Genomic DNA, 14,732 nt, shown 5'->3' on the forward strand with positions numbered 1-14,732 from the left:
CCTGATCTCACTCGAAGCAAGGCAGGACGTTGCCAGGGGATGAGTCGACGTACCTGAGTGACCTGTCAGTCAAGGAGGAGTGGCATATGGCATCGAACACGCCATGGGATTCGAAGCGCTGCGTACCGGCACCTGAATCCTCCATCACCCGTTTTATCAAGGGAAACCGGATGACCTGGTTTTACGGACTCTGGCTTCATCACAAGGGGCCGCACTGGGCGCTCTGGCTCGGCTGCCCGAAGGAGAAAGTGGTGCGCCTGGTGCTGTTGTTCAAGCGGGGTCATGGTGCCCAGGCTGTCGACAGCGTCCGGCTGGCCCCGGTGGTGCCCATCGGTCGTGCCCTCGGCAAGGGGTGGCAGCAGGGGCGCAACGCCAGACCCTGAGCTGCGTCTGTCGCAGAAGTCGAACATGACGAAGAAGGGAGCCAGCGGCTCCCTTCTTGTTTACAGCAGGAACAGGGTGGCCAGCCCCAGAAAGATGAAGAAACCGCCGGTGTCGGTGATGGCGGTGATCATCACGCTGGCCCCCACCGCCGGATCGCGACCCAGCCGGCTCATGGTCATGGGGATGATGACCCCCATCAGCGCCGCTACCAGCAGGTTCAGCACCATGGCGAGGGTCATCACGGCGCCCAGCGCCGCATCCTGATAGAGCAGGAAGGTGACGACCCCCATGATGCCGCCCCACACCAGACCGTTGATAAAGGCCACCCCCAGCTCCCGCAACAGCAGGAAGGAGAGGTTGCCCGCCTGAATGTGCTGCAGCGCCAGCGCCCGCACTATCATGGTGATGGTCTGGTTGCCTGTGTTGCCGCCGATCCCGGCGACGATGGGCATCAGGGCCGCCAGCGCCACCAGTTGCGAGATGGTGTGCTCGAACAGGCCGATCACCCGCGACGCCACGAAGGCGGTGCAGAGGTTGAGGGCGAGCCAGGCCCAGCGGGTCTTCACCGCCTTGGCGACCGGTGCGAACACATCCTCCTCCTCGCTGATCCCCCCCATGCGGCGCAGATCGGTGTCGCTCTCCTCATAGACCACATCCACGATCTCCTCGACGGTGAGGCGGCCCATCAGCTTGCCCTTGGCATCCACCACGGCGGCAGAAAGCAGGTCATCCCGTTCGAAGGTACGGGCCGCCGCCTCGTCGTTGTCTTCGGGATCGAAGGTGATGGGATCCTGCTCCATCACCTCGCTCACCAGGGTGGCGGGTTTGTGCAGCAGCACAGTGGTGAGGGCCAGTTCGCCGAGCAGGTGGTTTCGCCTGTCGATGACAAACAGCTTGTCGGTGTTGGCGGGGATCTTGCCCCGCAGCCGCAAGAAGCGCTGCACCGTTGCGAGGCTCACGTCGGGGCGCACCGTGATGAGCTCGAAGTCCATCATGGCGCCGACCGTGTGCTTGCCGTAGCGGATCACCTCGCGCACCCGATCCCGATCGACGGGGGCCATGGAGGTGAGCAGCCGCCCCATCAGGTTGCGCGGCAGGTACTGGCCCAGATAGATCTGATCGTCGATGTCGAGGGAGCGCAGGGCATGCAGCAGCTCGCGGTCGCTCATGCCGCTGATGAGGCTCTCCCACACCGTCTCCGACGCCTCGACCAGCACCTGGCCGCGTTTGTCTTCGCTCACCAGATGCCAGAGGGCGTGGCGTTCATCGGGAGGCAGGGATTCCAGCGCATCGGCGATGTCGGCGGCGGGCAGGCCGTTGACCAGCCCGCTCAGCTGGCTGGTCTGGTCGCGTTGACCCGCATCCTGTTCAAGCTGGGGGTCGATCAGGCTGTCGGTGAGGGCATCGTCGCCCAGCAGCAGGGTGAGAATGCGGGATCTGTCTTCCGCGCGCTGCTTGGCGCTGTTTTTGAGGGGCAGAGACATGAAAAAATTCCTGAGCTGGTGGCCGATAGGCCGAATGCCCATAGGATACCAGACTTAAAACAACAGGTTATGACCGGGATTTAGTGATGGCTGGATAAAAATGAGGCCACCTTGCGGTGGCCTCATGACTCACATGCCAAGACCGTTCAGGCGAGGGCCTGGCGGGAGAGGGCTTGTTGGTCTTGTCCAAACCAGGCAAGTTGTTCGGCCAGGGTTATCACCGAGCCCACCATGATGAGGGCCGGGCTCTCGACCCCCACCGCCAGCTCGGGCAGCTGCTCCAGGGTGCCGCGAATGACCCGCTGGCTCGGCTGGGTGCCGCGCTCGATGAGCGCCACCGGGGTGTCGCCCCCCTTGCCGTGGGCCAGCAGCTGCTCGCGGATGGTGGCGCAGGAGGAGAGCCCCATGTAGAACACCAGGGTCTGCTTGTCCTTGGCCAGCAGCGGCCAGTCGAGATCCTGTGCCCCGCCCTTGCCGTGGGCGGTGACAAAGCGCACGCTCTGGGCATGATCCCGGTGGGTCAGAGGAATGCCGGCATAGGCGGCACAACCGCTCGCCGCCGTGATCCCCGGCACCACCTGAAAGCCCACGCCGCTGTTGACCAGCGTCTCCAGCTCCTCGCCGCCACGGCCGAAGATGAAGGGATCGCCCCCCTTCAGCCGCACCACCCGCTGCCCTTTTTGTGCCTCATCCAGCAAGAGCTGGTTGATGCCCTCCTGCGGCACGCAGTGGTTGCCCGCCTGCTTGCCGACGAAGATGCGCTTGGCATCGCGGCGTACCAGCGCCATCACGTCGTCGGAGACCAGGCGGTCATAGACCACCACGTCCGCCTGCTGCATCTGGCGCAGGGCGTGCAGGGTGAGCAGACCCGGATCCCCGGGGCCGGCACCGACCAGCACCACCTCGCCGTGAGCCTTGCTCTCCTCGGCAAACAGGGTATCGGCCAGCTGGTGGGCAGAGGCGTGATCGCCGCGAGCCAGCGCCTGACCGAGGCGATCGGCCCCCAGCAGCCGCTCCCAGAAGCGGCGTCGCTCCCCCATGCTGGCGAAGCGGGCCTTGACCCGATCCCGCAGGCTGCCGGCAAAGGTCGCCACGACCCCCAGGTGCTGGGGCAGCATGGCTTCGAGTTTCTCCCGCAGCAAGCGGGCCAGCACCGGCGCCTTGCCGCCGGAGGAGATGGCCACCATCAGCGGCGAGCGGTCGATGATGGACGGCATGATGAAGCTGGAGCGCTTGGGGTCATCCACCACGTTGGCAAAGATCCGCGCCTGGTTGGCGCTCTGGTAGACCAGGGCGTTCACCTCGCGCCGATCGGTGGCGGCCACCACCAGCCACTTGCCCGTCAGGTGCGCTGGCGCAAACTCGGCGGCCAGCCACTCGATGCTCCCGTTGGCAGCCAGTTCCGCCAGCTCGGGGTCGAGCTCGGGCGCTACTATTGTGAGGTGGGCTCCGGCATCCAGCAGCAGGCGCGCCTTGCGCTCCGCTACCTCGCCGCCGCCGACCAGCAGCACGGGTTTGTTGTCGAGTCGGCAGAAGATGGGCAAGTAGTCCATGGGGCCTCCTGATCAGGCGGTTTGGGTCTGGCTGGCGGTGCTGGTGGTGTCATTCACCGCGACCGGGCGCTCAGCCTTGGGGGTGGCATACCAGTAGCCCAGACCCATAAAGAGGGCGCCGGAGACTGTGTTGCCCAGGGTCACCCACAACAGGTTGTGGCCGATGCCGCCCAGGGTGTAGGCCTCGGAATGGGCGCCGAACCAGGAGAGGGCGAACAGAGTCATGTTGGCGATGGAGTGCTCGTAGCCGGAGGCGATAAAGGCCAGCAGGCACCACCAGATGGCGATAAAGCGGGCGGCTCCTTCGGTGCGCAGCGCCATCCAGATGGCGAGGCAGACCAGCCAGTTGCAGAGGATGCCTTTCATGAACAGGGTCAGGGCCGGCGCCTGGGTCTTGGCCAGCGCCACCTTGTGGGCCAGGCTGCCCGCATCCGGCAGCAGGCTGCCGCCGTAGGAGTAGATGAGCGCCACGACGATGGAGCCGAGCAGGTTGCCCGCCCAGGTCTGCGGCAGGATGCGTAGTAGGTCGGTCATGGCGATCTTGCCGGCCTTCACCCCGAAGGTGAGGAACATGGTGTGGCCGGTGTAGAGCTCGGAGCCGGCGATGATCACCAGGGTCAGGGCGATGCCGAAGGTGGCCCCCATCACCAGCGGGCGGATAGCGGGATCCACCAGGTTGCCCAGGGTGAAGATGAGGATGATGCCCAGGCCCACATAGGCCCCCGCCATGGTGGAGCTGAGCCAGAAGCCGAGTTTGTCGCTGCGCTCGAAGCGGTTGATGCGGGCCGCGTTGGCGGCGCACTTGTTAATGGTTTCCGTGTACATCTTGTGAGTCCTTGAAAGGGCTGCCTTCTGGCAGCCCGAAAGAGAGTTAAATCGGCTTTAGACGGCGACCCAGACCTGCTGGTCGCGCACTTCGACGGGATAGCTCTGTACCGACATCGCCGGGTTGTCGAAACAGTGGCCATCGCTCAGGCGAAAGCGCTGCTTCTTGAGCGGGCTGGCCACCCAGAGCTCACCCTCGTGTTCACCTACGATGCCGCGCGACAGCACGTTGGCGGCGAAGAAGGGATCCCGGTTGTCGATGGCGAACACCTCGGCCGCCGCGCTCGGGCGGAACAGGGCGATCTGGCGACCCTCGATCAGGGCGCAGACGCCGGTGCCAGGCAGGATGTCGTTGAGTTGGCAGGCAAGTTTCATGATTGAACCTCCACATCGAGCGGAGCAGGCAGGTGCTGGCGACCTTCAATGAGGGCACATACACCGGTTCCCGGCAGGATATCGTTGAGTTGGCAGGCTAATTTCATCATTTGGTCTCCACCTCGATCTGGTAGACGGGGATGCGCTCGGCCGGGGTCGCCGGTCTGTGCTGGTCACGCTCGCTGACGAACTGGACGTCCGGGTCGCGCTTGTCGCTGTTGATGAAGTGGCTGAAGCGCTGCAACGCTTGCTCTTCGTTGAGGGTGCGTGACCATTCGCATTCGTAGCTGTCGATAAGGCGCTGGATATCGCGCTCCAGGGTCTCGTTTAACCCGAGTTTGTCGTCGACGATCACCTCGCGCAGGTAGTCGACGCCCCCTTCCAGATTGCCGAGCCAGACCGAGGTGCGCTGCAGTTTGTCGGCGCTGGTGACGTAGAACATCATAAAGCGGTCTATCAACCGGACTAACGTCTCGCGGTCGAGGTCAGAAGCCAGCAGGTCGGCGTGGCGCGGTTTCATGCCGCCGTTGCCGCCCACGTAGAGATTCCAGCCCGCGTCAGTGGCGATAATGCCGACGTCCTTGCCCTGGGCTTCCGCACATTCACGGGTGCAGCCGGAGACGCCGAACTTCATCTTGTGGGGGGTGCGAATGCCCTTGTAGCGGTTCTCGAGGAAGACCCCGAGGCCGACGCTGTCCTGCACGCCGAAGCGGCACCAGGTGCTGCCGACACAGGTCTTGGCCATGCGCAGCGCCTTGGCGTAGGCCTGACCGGTCTCGAAGCCGGCCGCCAGCAGCTTGCGCCAGATGGCGGGCAGATCATCCTTCTGGGCCCCGAACAGGCCGATGCGCTGGGCGCCGGTGATCTTGGTGTAGAGCTTGTAGTCGCGGGCCACTTCGGCCACCGCCAGCAGCCCCTCCGGGGTCACCTCGCCACCGGCCATGCGCGGGATGACGGAGTAGGTGCCGTCCTTTTGCATGTTGCCGAGGAAGATGTCGTTGGTGTCCTGCAGAGGTGTGTTGAGCGGGCTCAGCACGTACTCGTTCCAGCAGGAGGCGAGGATGGAGCCGACCGTCGGTTTGCACACCTCGCAGCCATGGCCCTGACCGTGTTTGGCCAGCAGCTCGTCGAAGCTCTTGATCCCCTCCACCTTGACCAGGTGGAACAGCTCCTGGCGGGAGTGGGGGAAGTGGGCGCAGAGGTGGTTGTTGACCTCGATGCCCTGCTTCACCAGCTCGGCGTTGAGCACCTGGCTGATGAGGGGCACGCAGCCGCCGCAGCCAGTACCGGCCTTGGTGTGCTGCTTGATGGCGGCGAGTGTGGTGTGACCCTCGGCGACGGCCTGGGCGATGTCGCCCTTGGTGACGTCGAAGCAGGAGCAGATCTGGGCGCTTTCCGGCAGGGCATCCACCCCCAGGGTCGGCTTGGCACCGGCGTAGGCGGGCAGGATCAGGGTGTCCGGATGGCTCGGCAGCGGCAGGGCGTTGAGCATCATCTGCAGCAGGTTGCCGTAATCCTCCACGTCACCTACCAGCACGGCGCCGAGCAATCGGCTGTTGTCCTCGCTCACCACGATTTTCTTGTAGACGCCGGCCTGGTCGTCCTGGAACACATAGCTGTGGCTGCCCGGGGTGCGGCCGTGGGCATCGCCGATGGAGCCGACGGAGACGCCGAGCAGCTTGAGCTTGGCGCTCATGTCCGCCCCTTCGAAGCGGCTGTCGCCGCCAAGCAGATGGTCGACGGTGATCTGGGCCATCTTGTAGCCCGGCGCCACCAGGCCGAAGAAGCGGCCCTGCCAGGCGGCACACTCGCCGATGGCATAGATGTCGGGGTCGGAGGTGAGGCAGTGATCGTCGATGACGATACCGCCGCGCTCGGCGATGGCCAGATCGCCGTAGCGACCGAGGGTATCCTGCGGGCGGATGCCGGTAGAGAAGACCACCACGTCCACTTCCAGCTGGCTGCCGTCGGCAAAGGCGAGGCGGTGTTTCGCCTGTTCACCGCCATGCATCAGGATCTCGCTGGTGCTCTTGCTGGTGTGTACCTGCACGCCCATGGATTCGATCTTGCGGCGCAACAGCTGGCCGCCCTGGCCGTCGAGCTGCTCGGCCATCAGCACAGGAGCGAACTCCACCACATGGGTCTCGAGACCCAGTGCCTTGAGGGCGCCGGCCGCTTCGAGGCCAAGCAGGCCGCCCCCGATCACCACCCCGCTCTTGCCGCTCTTGGCCGCGTTGCGGATGGCTTTGAGATCCTCGATGGTGCGGTAGACGAAGCACTCGTGGTGCTGGCTGCCCTGAATGGGCGGCACCCAGGGGTAGGAGCCGGTGGCCAGTACCAGTTTGTCGTAACCAACCACAGTGCCCTTGTTGGAGTGCACTTCGCGGGTCGTTTTGTCGATTTTTTTCACCGCTTCGCCGAGCAGCAGGCGGATGCCGTGCTTGTCGTAGAAACCGGGTTTGACGAGGGAGAGATCTTCGCTGGTGTGGTGGGAAAAGTAGGAGGAGAGATGGACGCGATCGTAGGCGGGACGGGGTTCTGCACCGAAGACGGTGATCTCGTACCGGCCCGGGTCGGCCCGTTCGATCAGCTCTTCGATGAAGCGGTGCCCCACCATGCCGTTGCCGACAACGACCAGTCTGACTTTGCTCATAATTGCCTCTAGTTTGGAGTAATAAAACGACATTCTGAGGCTAGGCTACCCAGTCGGAGGGAGCGGACAATTGATGCAAATCAAGTGTCCATTTATATATCTCGTCAGGGGTAATTGGAGAAAATTCAATCATATACATAAATAGGTATATGGATGGAGCATTCAGGCCATGCTTTGGCACGGCCTGGAAGGGGTGTGTTGGGGATATCTATCTGACGAAAAAGATAAAAAATTTTGTGTTCGACGGGCAGGGGCGGCGCTCTGCGTCAGGCCCCCAGCCCGCGGGATTGCGGGACCTGCTCACGCGATATGGCGGCGAAACAGGGCGAGTGCCAAGGAGAGGCTGACGCCGCCGATGGCGATGAGCGGCCACAGGAGCGGCCAGGCCGCCGACCAGCCGAGCCCCTTGAGGAAGACCCCCTTGAGCAGCACGATGAAGTGGGTCAGGGGATCGATGGCGGCGAGCCACTGGAACACTTGCGGCATGTTCTCCACCGGCGAGACATACCCCGAGAGGATCACCGCGGGCACCATGAAGCAGAAGACCCCGAGAAACGCCTGCTGCTGGGTTGAGCACAGGGACGAGATGAAGAGCCCGATGCCGGCCAGCGCCAGGCCGTAGCAGATCATGCCGGCCAGCAGCAGGGTCAGGCTGCCGGAAAACGGCACCGCGTAGACGAAGCGGGCCGCCAGTGCGACGATTGTGCCCTGTCCCACCGCCACCAGGATGCCGGGCACCGCCTTGCCCGCCATGATCCAGCCCGGGGTGAGGGGGGAGACCAGCAGCTGGTCGAAGGTGCCCTCTTCCCGTTCGCGCGCCACCGACAGGGCGGTGACGATGAGGCAGCCGATGGTGGTGATGATGGCCACCAGGGAGGGGAGCACATGCCAGCGAAACTCGATGTTGGGGTTGTAGAGGTGGCGCACCAGCAGCTCGGGGGCGCCGCGCCCCTCGCTCTGCCAGCGGGCGATCACCTGGCTGATGTAGCCTGCCGCCACCTGACCGCCGTTGGAGCGGCGTCCGTCGACGATGAGCTGCAGTGGCGCGCTCTGCCCCCGGGCCAGCCGGCGCGAGAAGTCGGCTGGGATGACCAGTGCCAGCAGGGCCTGCTGCTCGGTGATGGCCGCCGTCACGCCGGCCTCGCCCGCCACCGGCAGCACGGTCGTGAAGGCGGGCATATGGGTGAGGCGCTCCAGCAGTTCGCGGCTTTCGGCGCCCCCGTCCTGGTTGTAGACGGCCAGGGTGTTGCCGGTCACCTCCAGGGTGGCGGCGAACGGGAACAGGGCGGTCTGCAGCAGCACCGGCATGATCAGCAGGAAGCGCCCCTGGGTGTTGCCCAGCAGGATCGAGAGCTCTTTTCGCACCAGCCACCAGAGTCGAGTCAGCATGGTTACTCCAGGGTTCGCCGCGTCTTGCGGGCGGTGAGGGCCAGCCAGAACGCGGCCAGCAGCAGCAGACAGAGGGCGTTGACCAGCAAGATGGAGAGCACGTTGCCCGCCTGATAGAGGGTCTGCAGGGAGCTTGCGAAGTAGCGGGCCGGAATGAGGTGGGTGATGGCCCGCAGCAGGGGCGGCATGCTGGCGATCTCGAACACGAAGCCCGAGAGCATCATGGCCGGCAGGAAGGCCGCCGTCAGGGCCGCCTGGGCGGCGTTGAACTGGCTGCGCATCACGGTGGAGAGAAACAGCCCGAGCCCCAGGGCGCTGCCAAGAAACAGGCTGGTGACCAGGAACAGGACGGCCAGGGAGCCGCGCCAGGGCACCCCCATCACCACCACCGAGAAGAGCAGGCAGATGAACATGGCAGCGATGCCGAGCCCGTAGTAGGGGATGAGCTTGGAGAGCAGCAGCTCGGCCTTGGTCACCGGGGTGGCGAGCAGGGCCTCCATGGTGCCGCGCTCCCACTCCCGGGCCACCACCAGGGAGGTGAGCAGGGCGCCGATGATGGTCATCACCACCGCAATGGAGCCCGGCACCAGGAAGTGGCGGCTCACCAGCGCCGGGTTGAACCAGGCACGGGTGCGCAGCTCCACCGGCTGGCTCTGGGGCTTGCCCTCAGTGAGAAGCCAGCCCTGCCAGATCCCCTGCACATAGTTGGTGACGAAGTTCGCCGTGTTGGGCTCGGATCCGTCGGTGAGCAGGGCGATGCGCGGCGCGCTGCCCCCCTGTCCGGCCAGGGCGCGGGAGAAGCCCTCGTCGATCACCAGCAGCCCCCGGATCTCGCCGCGCTCCAGGCTCCCGAGCAGCGCCTCCTTGCTCGCGCCCCCGTGCACCTCCAGCGCGGTCGAGCCGCGCAGGGCCTGCTCGAAGCGGATCGCCGGCGCCCCGCCGTCGGCACGCCACACCCCGAGGCGCAGGTGGTCCACGTCCAGGTTGATGGCGTACCCCATCACCACCAGCAGCACCACCGGCATGATGAAGGCGACCAGTATGCTGCTCGGGTCGCGCACGATCTGCAGCGACTCCTTGCGGCACAGGGCCAGCAGACGGCGGCGGCTGATGCTCATGCGTCCTCCTCGCTGGCCCGCTCGACCAGGGTGATAAAGGCCTCTTCCATGGTTGGTAAAGAAGTGGTGGGTAAGGCAGTGGCGGGCATGGCCTGCGCCGCCTGCCCCTTGAGCTCGTCCGGGGTGCCGAGCGCCAGCAACTTGCCGCGGTAGATGAGGGCGATGCGGTCGCAATACTCCGCCTCGTCCATGAAGTGGGTGGTGACCAGCACGGTCACCCCGTGATCGGCCAGGGCGTTGATGTGAGACCAGAACTCGCGCCGGGTGACCGGATCGACCCCCGAGGTGGGCTCGTCGAGAAACAGCAGTGGCGGCGCGTGCAGCAGGGCGCAGGCGAGCGAGAGGCGCTGGCGCAGCCCAAGCGGCAGGGCCTCGGCCTGCTGGCCGAGCCAGGGCCCGAGGGCGAAGGCCTCCACCATGGCGTCGATGCGCGCCTGCTGGGCGCGGCCGAACAGGCCGTAGATGCCGGCGAAGAACGACAGGTTCTGGGCCACGGTGAGCTGCTTGTAGAGGGAGAACTTCTGGGCCATGTAGCCGAGGTGCTGGCGCGCCGCCGACGGGCTGTGGGCGAGATCGATGCCGGTCACCAGGGCCTGGCCGCCGCTTGGGCGCAGCAGGCCGCACTCCATCTTGAAGGTGGTGGACTTGCCTGCCCCGTTGGGGCCGAGCAGGCCGAAGATCTCGCCCCGGCGCACCGCAAAGCTGACGTCGTCGGTGGCGGCAAAGTCCCCGAAGCGTTTGGTGAGGTGGCGCGCCTCGATCACCGCCTCGGGGGAGACCCCTGGCGGCAGCTCGGCCTCGGCCATGGTGGCGGCCAGGCTCGACTCCCCGCCCGGCCCGCCGCCGAGCAGATCGATGAAGGCATCCTCCAGCCGGGCCGGGGTCGGCGCGAAGGCCCCCTCGGAGAGCCCCAGCTCGCCGAGGGGAGGCGGCGCTGTATCGGGGCGCAGCAAGAGGCGCACCCGCTCCCCGGCCACGGCACCGTCCATCACCGCCGGGTGGGCCAGGGCCCGGCGCAGCAGGGCGCGCCGCGCCCGCCCGTCCAGGTTGCCCGCCTCCAGCAGCCAGCAGCGGCTCGCCATGGCCCTCATCAGATCTGCCGGGGTGCTGCTGGTGCGTACCGCGCCCTCCGCCATCAGCAGCACGTGATCGCACAGCTCAGCTTCATCCAGATACGCGGTGCTCCAGAGCACCGTCATGCCCCCTTTGGCGAGCTCGCGCACCATCTTCCACAGGGCGCGGCGGCTGATGGGGTCAACCCCGACCCCGGGTTCGTCCAGCAGCAGCACCTCGGGCTGGCCGAGCAGGGCGCAGGCGAGCCCGAGTTTCTGCTTCATCCCCCCCGACAGCTTGCCCGCCGGACGGGCGGTGAAGCGGGCGAGATCGGTGAAGGCGAGCAGCCGGGCAAACGTCGGGCTGCGCTCGGGCTCCACCACGCCGCGCAGGTCGGCGTAGAGGGTGAGGTTCTCCAGCACGCTGAGATCTTCATACAGGCCGAACTGCTGGGGCATGTAGCCGAGGCGTTGGCGCAAGGCATCGCCCTCCTGCACCGGATCGAGCCCGAGCACCCGGCTCTGCCCGGCCTCCGGCACCAGCAGGCCGGCGAGCAGGCGCAGCAGGGTGCTCTTGCCAGCCCCGTCCGGCCCCACCAGGCCTGTGATGCCGCCGCCCGGTATGGTGGCCGAGATAGCATCCAGCGCCACGCGCTCGCCAAAGCGCTTGGTCAGCCCGTCGAGCCGGATGGCGGCGCTCATGGGGCCAGCCTGACGGTGACCGGCATCCCCTGGCGCAGGGCCGGGTCCGGATCCTGCACCACGATGCGCAGCCGGTAGACCAGGTGGGTACGCAGGTCCGGCGTCTCCACCGATTTGGGCGTGAACTCGGCACTGGGCGACACGAAGCCCACCACCCCCTGATAGGGCTGGTCCGGTCGTGAGTCGGTGGTGAGCTGCACCCTGGCACCGCTCGGGAAGTGACCGAGCCAGGGCTCCTCGACGTAGGCGCGCACCCAGACCGGGGTATTAAGTGACAGGTTGAAGGCGGTGGCGCCGGCCTGCACCATGCTGCCCGTCTCGACGGCGCGGGTGAGGATGATGCCATCGCTCGGGGCGGTCAGGGCCGCGTCCGCCAGGGCCAGCTCGGCGCTGGCAAGCGCCGCCTTGGCCCCTTCCAGCTGGGCATCGGACTGGGCGATCTCCTCGGGGCGGTAGCCGGTCTCGAGCTGGGCCAGCTGCTCGCGGGCGGCGCGTACCTGGGCCCGGGTTTGATCCCGCTGGGAGCGGGCGCTGTCGAGCTGGCCGCGGGAGATGGCGCCGGTGGCGGCCAAGGCGCTCTGGCGGCGCCACTGCTTGTTGGCCTCGAGAGCCGCGGCCTCGGCGGCGCTGAGGGACGCCCGGGCGCGGTCCGTCTCCTCGCTGCGATACCCCTTGTGCATCAAGGCGTTGGCGGCGGTGAGCGCGGCCAGATTGGCCCGTGCGCTGTCGCGGCTATGGATCAGCGGCGCCGGGTCGAGGCGAGCCAGCAACTGGCCAGCCTGCACCGCGTCCCCCTCGTCCACGAGTACCTCGCTGACCCGGCCACCGACCCGAAACGCCAGGTTCACGTCGCGGATGTCGACGTTGCCGTAGAGGATGGAGCCGTCGGCGGGCCGCCCCTGCCACCAGAGATAGCCACCGATCAGGGCCAGTACGAGGGCCACAAGCGCGATGCGTTGCTTCATACCCTATCTCCTCCAGGGTGGCCCTGCCACCTGAGGTCACCACTGAGCGGGGTCAGCAGCACGGCCAAGAGTGCGATGCGTTGCTTCATAGGGGTTCTCCTTGGGGACGGCGCAGTCCGCGCAGGGCCCAGATCAGCCGCTGCTGGGCGGCCTCGGGGTTGTCGATTTGGGCGAGGAAGGGGGCAGCCTGCTCGGGCAGCCAGCCGAGCTGGCGTCCGCCACCGGCGATTACCAGGGGCAGGCCGACCGCCCCCATGATGAAGATCATCAGCTGCACCGGGTTGCCCGCCACCAGCGATCCTTCGGCCTGGGCCCGCTGCACCTGCTCGAGCAGCAGCAAGGGGTGGCGGCGCGGCAGGCTGAGCAGGAAGCGCTGGGCGGCCCCTTCGCCCGCCAGGGCATCGCCGAACAGGTGGTTGATGAAGCCGCGATGGCGCCCCACCAGGGCGATCAGCGCCTGCATGGTGGCCTCGAACTGGGTGAGGGCATCGGGGTAGGCGCCGCGGGCGGCCACCGCCTTGAGCTCATCAAAGAGGGGGGCGTACCAGAGCTCCACCAGCTCGTCGATGAAGGCGTCGCGGTTGCCGAAGTGGTAGACAAAGGAGCCTAGGTTCACTCCGGCGGCGGCCGCCAGCTCGCGCACCGTGAGGCCGCGTAGCCCCTTGTCGGTGGCAATCTCAAGGCCGGTGTCGAGCAGTTTCTGGCGGGTCGGGTGCATGGTGCCCTCTCCATGGTATACAGATTTTGCATGATTCTTATACGTATGTATAAATTAAGGTGGTAAAAGAGGAAAGCGCTTTTTTTGAGCAGGGATGGGGAGGGCAAGAAAATAAAAACGCCTCCGCAAAGGGAGGCGTTTGGAAAACCTGAGGCGCGGGCCTTACAGGATAAAGCGGCTCAGATCCTCGTCTTCAATCAGCTTGCCGAGGTGGGCATTGACGTAGTCGGTGTCGATGACGAAGGTCTGGCCGGACTTCTCGGAGGCGTCGTAGGAGATGTCTTCCATCAGTCGCTCCATCACGGTGTGCAGACGACGGGCGCCGATGTTTTCGGTACGCTCGTTGACCTGCCAGGCCGCTTCGGCCAGACGGCGGATGCCGTCCTGGGTGAACTCGATCTTGACCCCTTCGGTGGCCATCAGCGCCTGGTACTGATCGGTCAGTGAGGCGTTCGGCTCGGTCAGGATGCGCTCGAAATCTTCGGTGGTCAGCGCGGTCAGCTCGACCCGGATCGGCAGACGGCCCTGCAGCTCGGGGATGAGGTCGGACGGCTTGGCGATCTGGAAGGCGCCGGAGGCGACAAACAGGATGTGGTCGGTCTTGACCATGCCGTGCTTGGTGTTGACGGTGCAACCCTCGACCAGCGGCAGCAGGTCGCGCTGTACCCCTTCACGGGAAACGTCCGGGCCCGAGCTCTCGCCGCGCTTGCAGATCTTGTCGATCTCGTCGAGGAAGACGATGCCGTTGTTCTCGACTGCGGCGATGGCCTTCTGCTTCAACTCTTCCGGGTTGACCAGCTTGGCTGCCTCCTCTTCGATCAGCACCTTCATGGCCTCTTTGACCTTGATCTTGCGCTTCTTCTTCTGGTTCTGACCCAGGTTCTGGAACAGCCCCTGCAGCTGGTTGGCCATCTCTTCCATGCCTGGCGGGGTCATGATCTCGACGCCCATCGGGGAGGCGGCCAGATCCAGCTCGATCTCCTTGTCATCCAGCTGGCCTTCGCGCAGCTTCTTGCGGAAGATCTGGCGGGTGTTGGAGTTGTCGGCCTTCTCTTCCTCGCCCCAGGTGTTGCGCGGGTTGGGCAGCAGGGCGTCGAGGATGCGCTCTTCGGCGGCCTCTTCGGCGCGGTATTTCATCTTCTCCATCTCGGTCTCGCGCACCAGCTTGATGGCGACATCGGTCAGATCGCGGATGATGCTGTCCACTTCCTTACCCACATAACCCACTTCGGTGAACTTGGTCGCTTCGACCTTGATGAAGGGGGCGTTGGCCAGCTTGGCCAGGCGACGGGCGATCTCGGTCTTGCCGACGCCGGTCGGGCCAATCATCAGGATGTTCTTCGGGGTTACCTCGTGGCGCATCTCTTCATTGAGCTGCATGCGGCGCCAGCGGTTGCGCAGGGCCACGGCCACCGCGCGCTTGGCGTCGGCCTGACCAATGATGTGTCGGTCCAGTTCGTGGACGATTTCTCTCGGGGTCATCTCGGACATGATGGCGTTCCTGTATCCGGGGC

12 protein-coding genes are annotated in these 14,732 nt (G+C 65.8%); 1 reads left to right on the plus strand and 11 read right to left on the minus strand.

The features are described from left to right. The first annotated feature begins 86 nt into the window (after positions 1–86). Positions 87–383: a hypothetical protein gene (locus BN1123_RS11925; RefSeq protein ID WP_042027240.1), complete on the plus strand. Its 297-nt coding sequence runs from the start codon at positions 87–89 to the stop codon at positions 381–383. Positions 384–443: 60 nt separating this feature from the next. Here BN1123_RS11925 and mgtE read toward each other — a convergent pair whose 3' ends face one another. From mgtE to hslU, 11 genes are all read right to left on the minus strand, one after another. Then, positions 444–1,868, minus strand: coding sequence for a magnesium transporter (mgtE, locus tag BN1123_RS11930; protein ID WP_042027241.1), 1,425 nt, complete (start codon positions 1,866–1,868; stop codon positions 444–446). Positions 1,869–2,014: 146 nt separating this feature from the next. Further along, positions 2,015–3,421, minus strand: coding sequence for a siroheme synthase CysG (gene cysG / locus BN1123_RS11935; protein WP_042027243.1), 1,407 nt, complete (start codon positions 3,419–3,421; stop codon positions 2,015–2,017). A 12-nt stretch (positions 3,422–3,433) separates the two neighbouring features. Continuing rightward, positions 3,434–4,246, minus strand: a complete 813-nt coding sequence (gene nirC, locus BN1123_RS11940; protein WP_042027245.1) for a nitrite transporter NirC — start codon at positions 4,244–4,246, stop codon at positions 3,434–3,436. Between the two features lie 57 nt (positions 4,247–4,303). Further along, positions 4,304–4,621: a nitrite reductase small subunit NirD gene (gene nirD, locus BN1123_RS11945; protein ID WP_041997997.1), complete on the minus strand. Its 318-nt coding sequence runs from the start codon at positions 4,619–4,621 to the stop codon at positions 4,304–4,306. Between the two features lie 106 nt (positions 4,622–4,727). After that, positions 4,728–7,274, minus strand: coding sequence for a nitrite reductase large subunit NirB (nirB, locus tag BN1123_RS11950; RefSeq protein ID WP_042027246.1), 2,547 nt, complete (start codon positions 7,272–7,274; stop codon positions 4,728–4,730). 300 nt (positions 7,275–7,574) lie between these two features. Then, complete coding sequence (locus BN1123_RS11955; protein ID WP_042027248.1) at positions 7,575–8,663, minus strand: ABC transporter permease; 1,089 nt, start codon at positions 8,661–8,663, stop codon at positions 7,575–7,577. Between the two features lie 2 nt (positions 8,664–8,665). Next, on the minus strand, positions 8,666–9,781 hold the full coding sequence (locus BN1123_RS11960; protein ID WP_042027249.1) for an ABC transporter permease: 1,116 nt from the start codon (positions 9,779–9,781) through the stop codon (positions 8,666–8,668). After that, positions 9,778–11,535, minus strand: a complete 1,758-nt coding sequence (locus BN1123_RS11965; protein WP_042027251.1) for an ATP-binding cassette domain-containing protein — start codon at positions 11,533–11,535, stop codon at positions 9,778–9,780. Before BN1123_RS11965 ends, BN1123_RS11960 begins: the two co-directional genes overlap by 4 nt. After that, positions 11,532–12,500 (minus strand): secretion protein HlyD, encoded by a 969-nt coding sequence (hlyD, locus tag BN1123_RS11970; RefSeq protein ID WP_042027253.1) that lies wholly within the window; start codon positions 12,498–12,500, stop codon positions 11,532–11,534. The genes BN1123_RS11965 and hlyD overlap by 4 nt, the downstream gene beginning before the upstream one ends. An 85-nt stretch (positions 12,501–12,585) precedes the next feature. Further along, on the minus strand, positions 12,586–13,218 hold the full coding sequence (locus BN1123_RS11975) for a TetR/AcrR family transcriptional regulator (protein ID WP_042027254.1): 633 nt from the start codon (positions 13,216–13,218) through the stop codon (positions 12,586–12,588). 162 nt (positions 13,219–13,380) lie between these two features. Then, entirely contained in the window at positions 13,381–14,709 is a 1,329-nt protein-coding gene (gene hslU, locus BN1123_RS11980; RefSeq protein ID WP_042027255.1) for an HslU--HslV peptidase ATPase subunit, read from the minus strand. Positions 14,710–14,732 lie beyond the last annotated feature (23 nt).

The organism is Aeromonas enteropelogenes (assembly GCF_000819845.1).
Taxonomy (GTDB): domain Bacteria; phylum Pseudomonadota; class Gammaproteobacteria; order Enterobacterales; family Aeromonadaceae; genus Aeromonas; species Aeromonas enteropelogenes.

Coding starts and splice junctions, on each gene's coding strand:
- nirC (WP_042027245.1), bottom strand. CDS start 4,246: ATGTACACGGAAACCATTAACAAGTGCGCCGCCAACGCGGCCCGCATC.
- BN1123_RS11960 (WP_042027249.1), bottom strand. CDS start 9,781: ATGAGCATCAGCCGCCGCCGTCTGCTGGCCCTGTGCCGCAAGGAGTCG.
- hslU (WP_042027255.1), bottom strand. CDS start 14,709: ATGTCCGAGATGACCCCGAGAGAAATCGTCCACGAACTGGACCGACAC.
- cysG (WP_042027243.1), bottom strand. CDS start 3,421: ATGGACTACTTGCCCATCTTCTGCCGACTCGACAACAAACCCGTGCTG.
- nirD (WP_041997997.1), bottom strand. CDS start 4,621: ATGAAACTTGCCTGCCAACTCAACGACATCCTGCCTGGCACCGGCGTC.
- BN1123_RS11975 (WP_042027254.1), bottom strand. CDS start 13,218: ATGCACCCGACCCGCCAGAAACTGCTCGACACCGGCCTTGAGATTGCC.
- BN1123_RS11955 (WP_042027248.1), bottom strand. CDS start 8,663: ATGCTGACTCGACTCTGGTGGCTGGTGCGAAAAGAGCTCTCGATCCTG.
- nirB (WP_042027246.1), bottom strand. CDS start 7,274: ATGAGCAAAGTCAGACTGGTCGTTGTCGGCAACGGCATGGTGGGGCAC.
- BN1123_RS11925 (WP_042027240.1), top strand. CDS start 87: ATGGCATCGAACACGCCATGGGATTCGAAGCGCTGCGTACCGGCACCT.
- mgtE (WP_042027241.1), bottom strand. CDS start 1,868: ATGTCTCTGCCCCTCAAAAACAGCGCCAAGCAGCGCGCGGAAGACAGA.
- BN1123_RS11965 (WP_042027251.1), bottom strand. CDS start 11,535: ATGAGCGCCGCCATCCGGCTCGACGGGCTGACCAAGCGCTTTGGCGAG.
- hlyD (WP_042027253.1), bottom strand. CDS start 12,500: ATGAAGCAACGCATCGCGCTTGTGGCCCTCGTACTGGCCCTGATCGGT.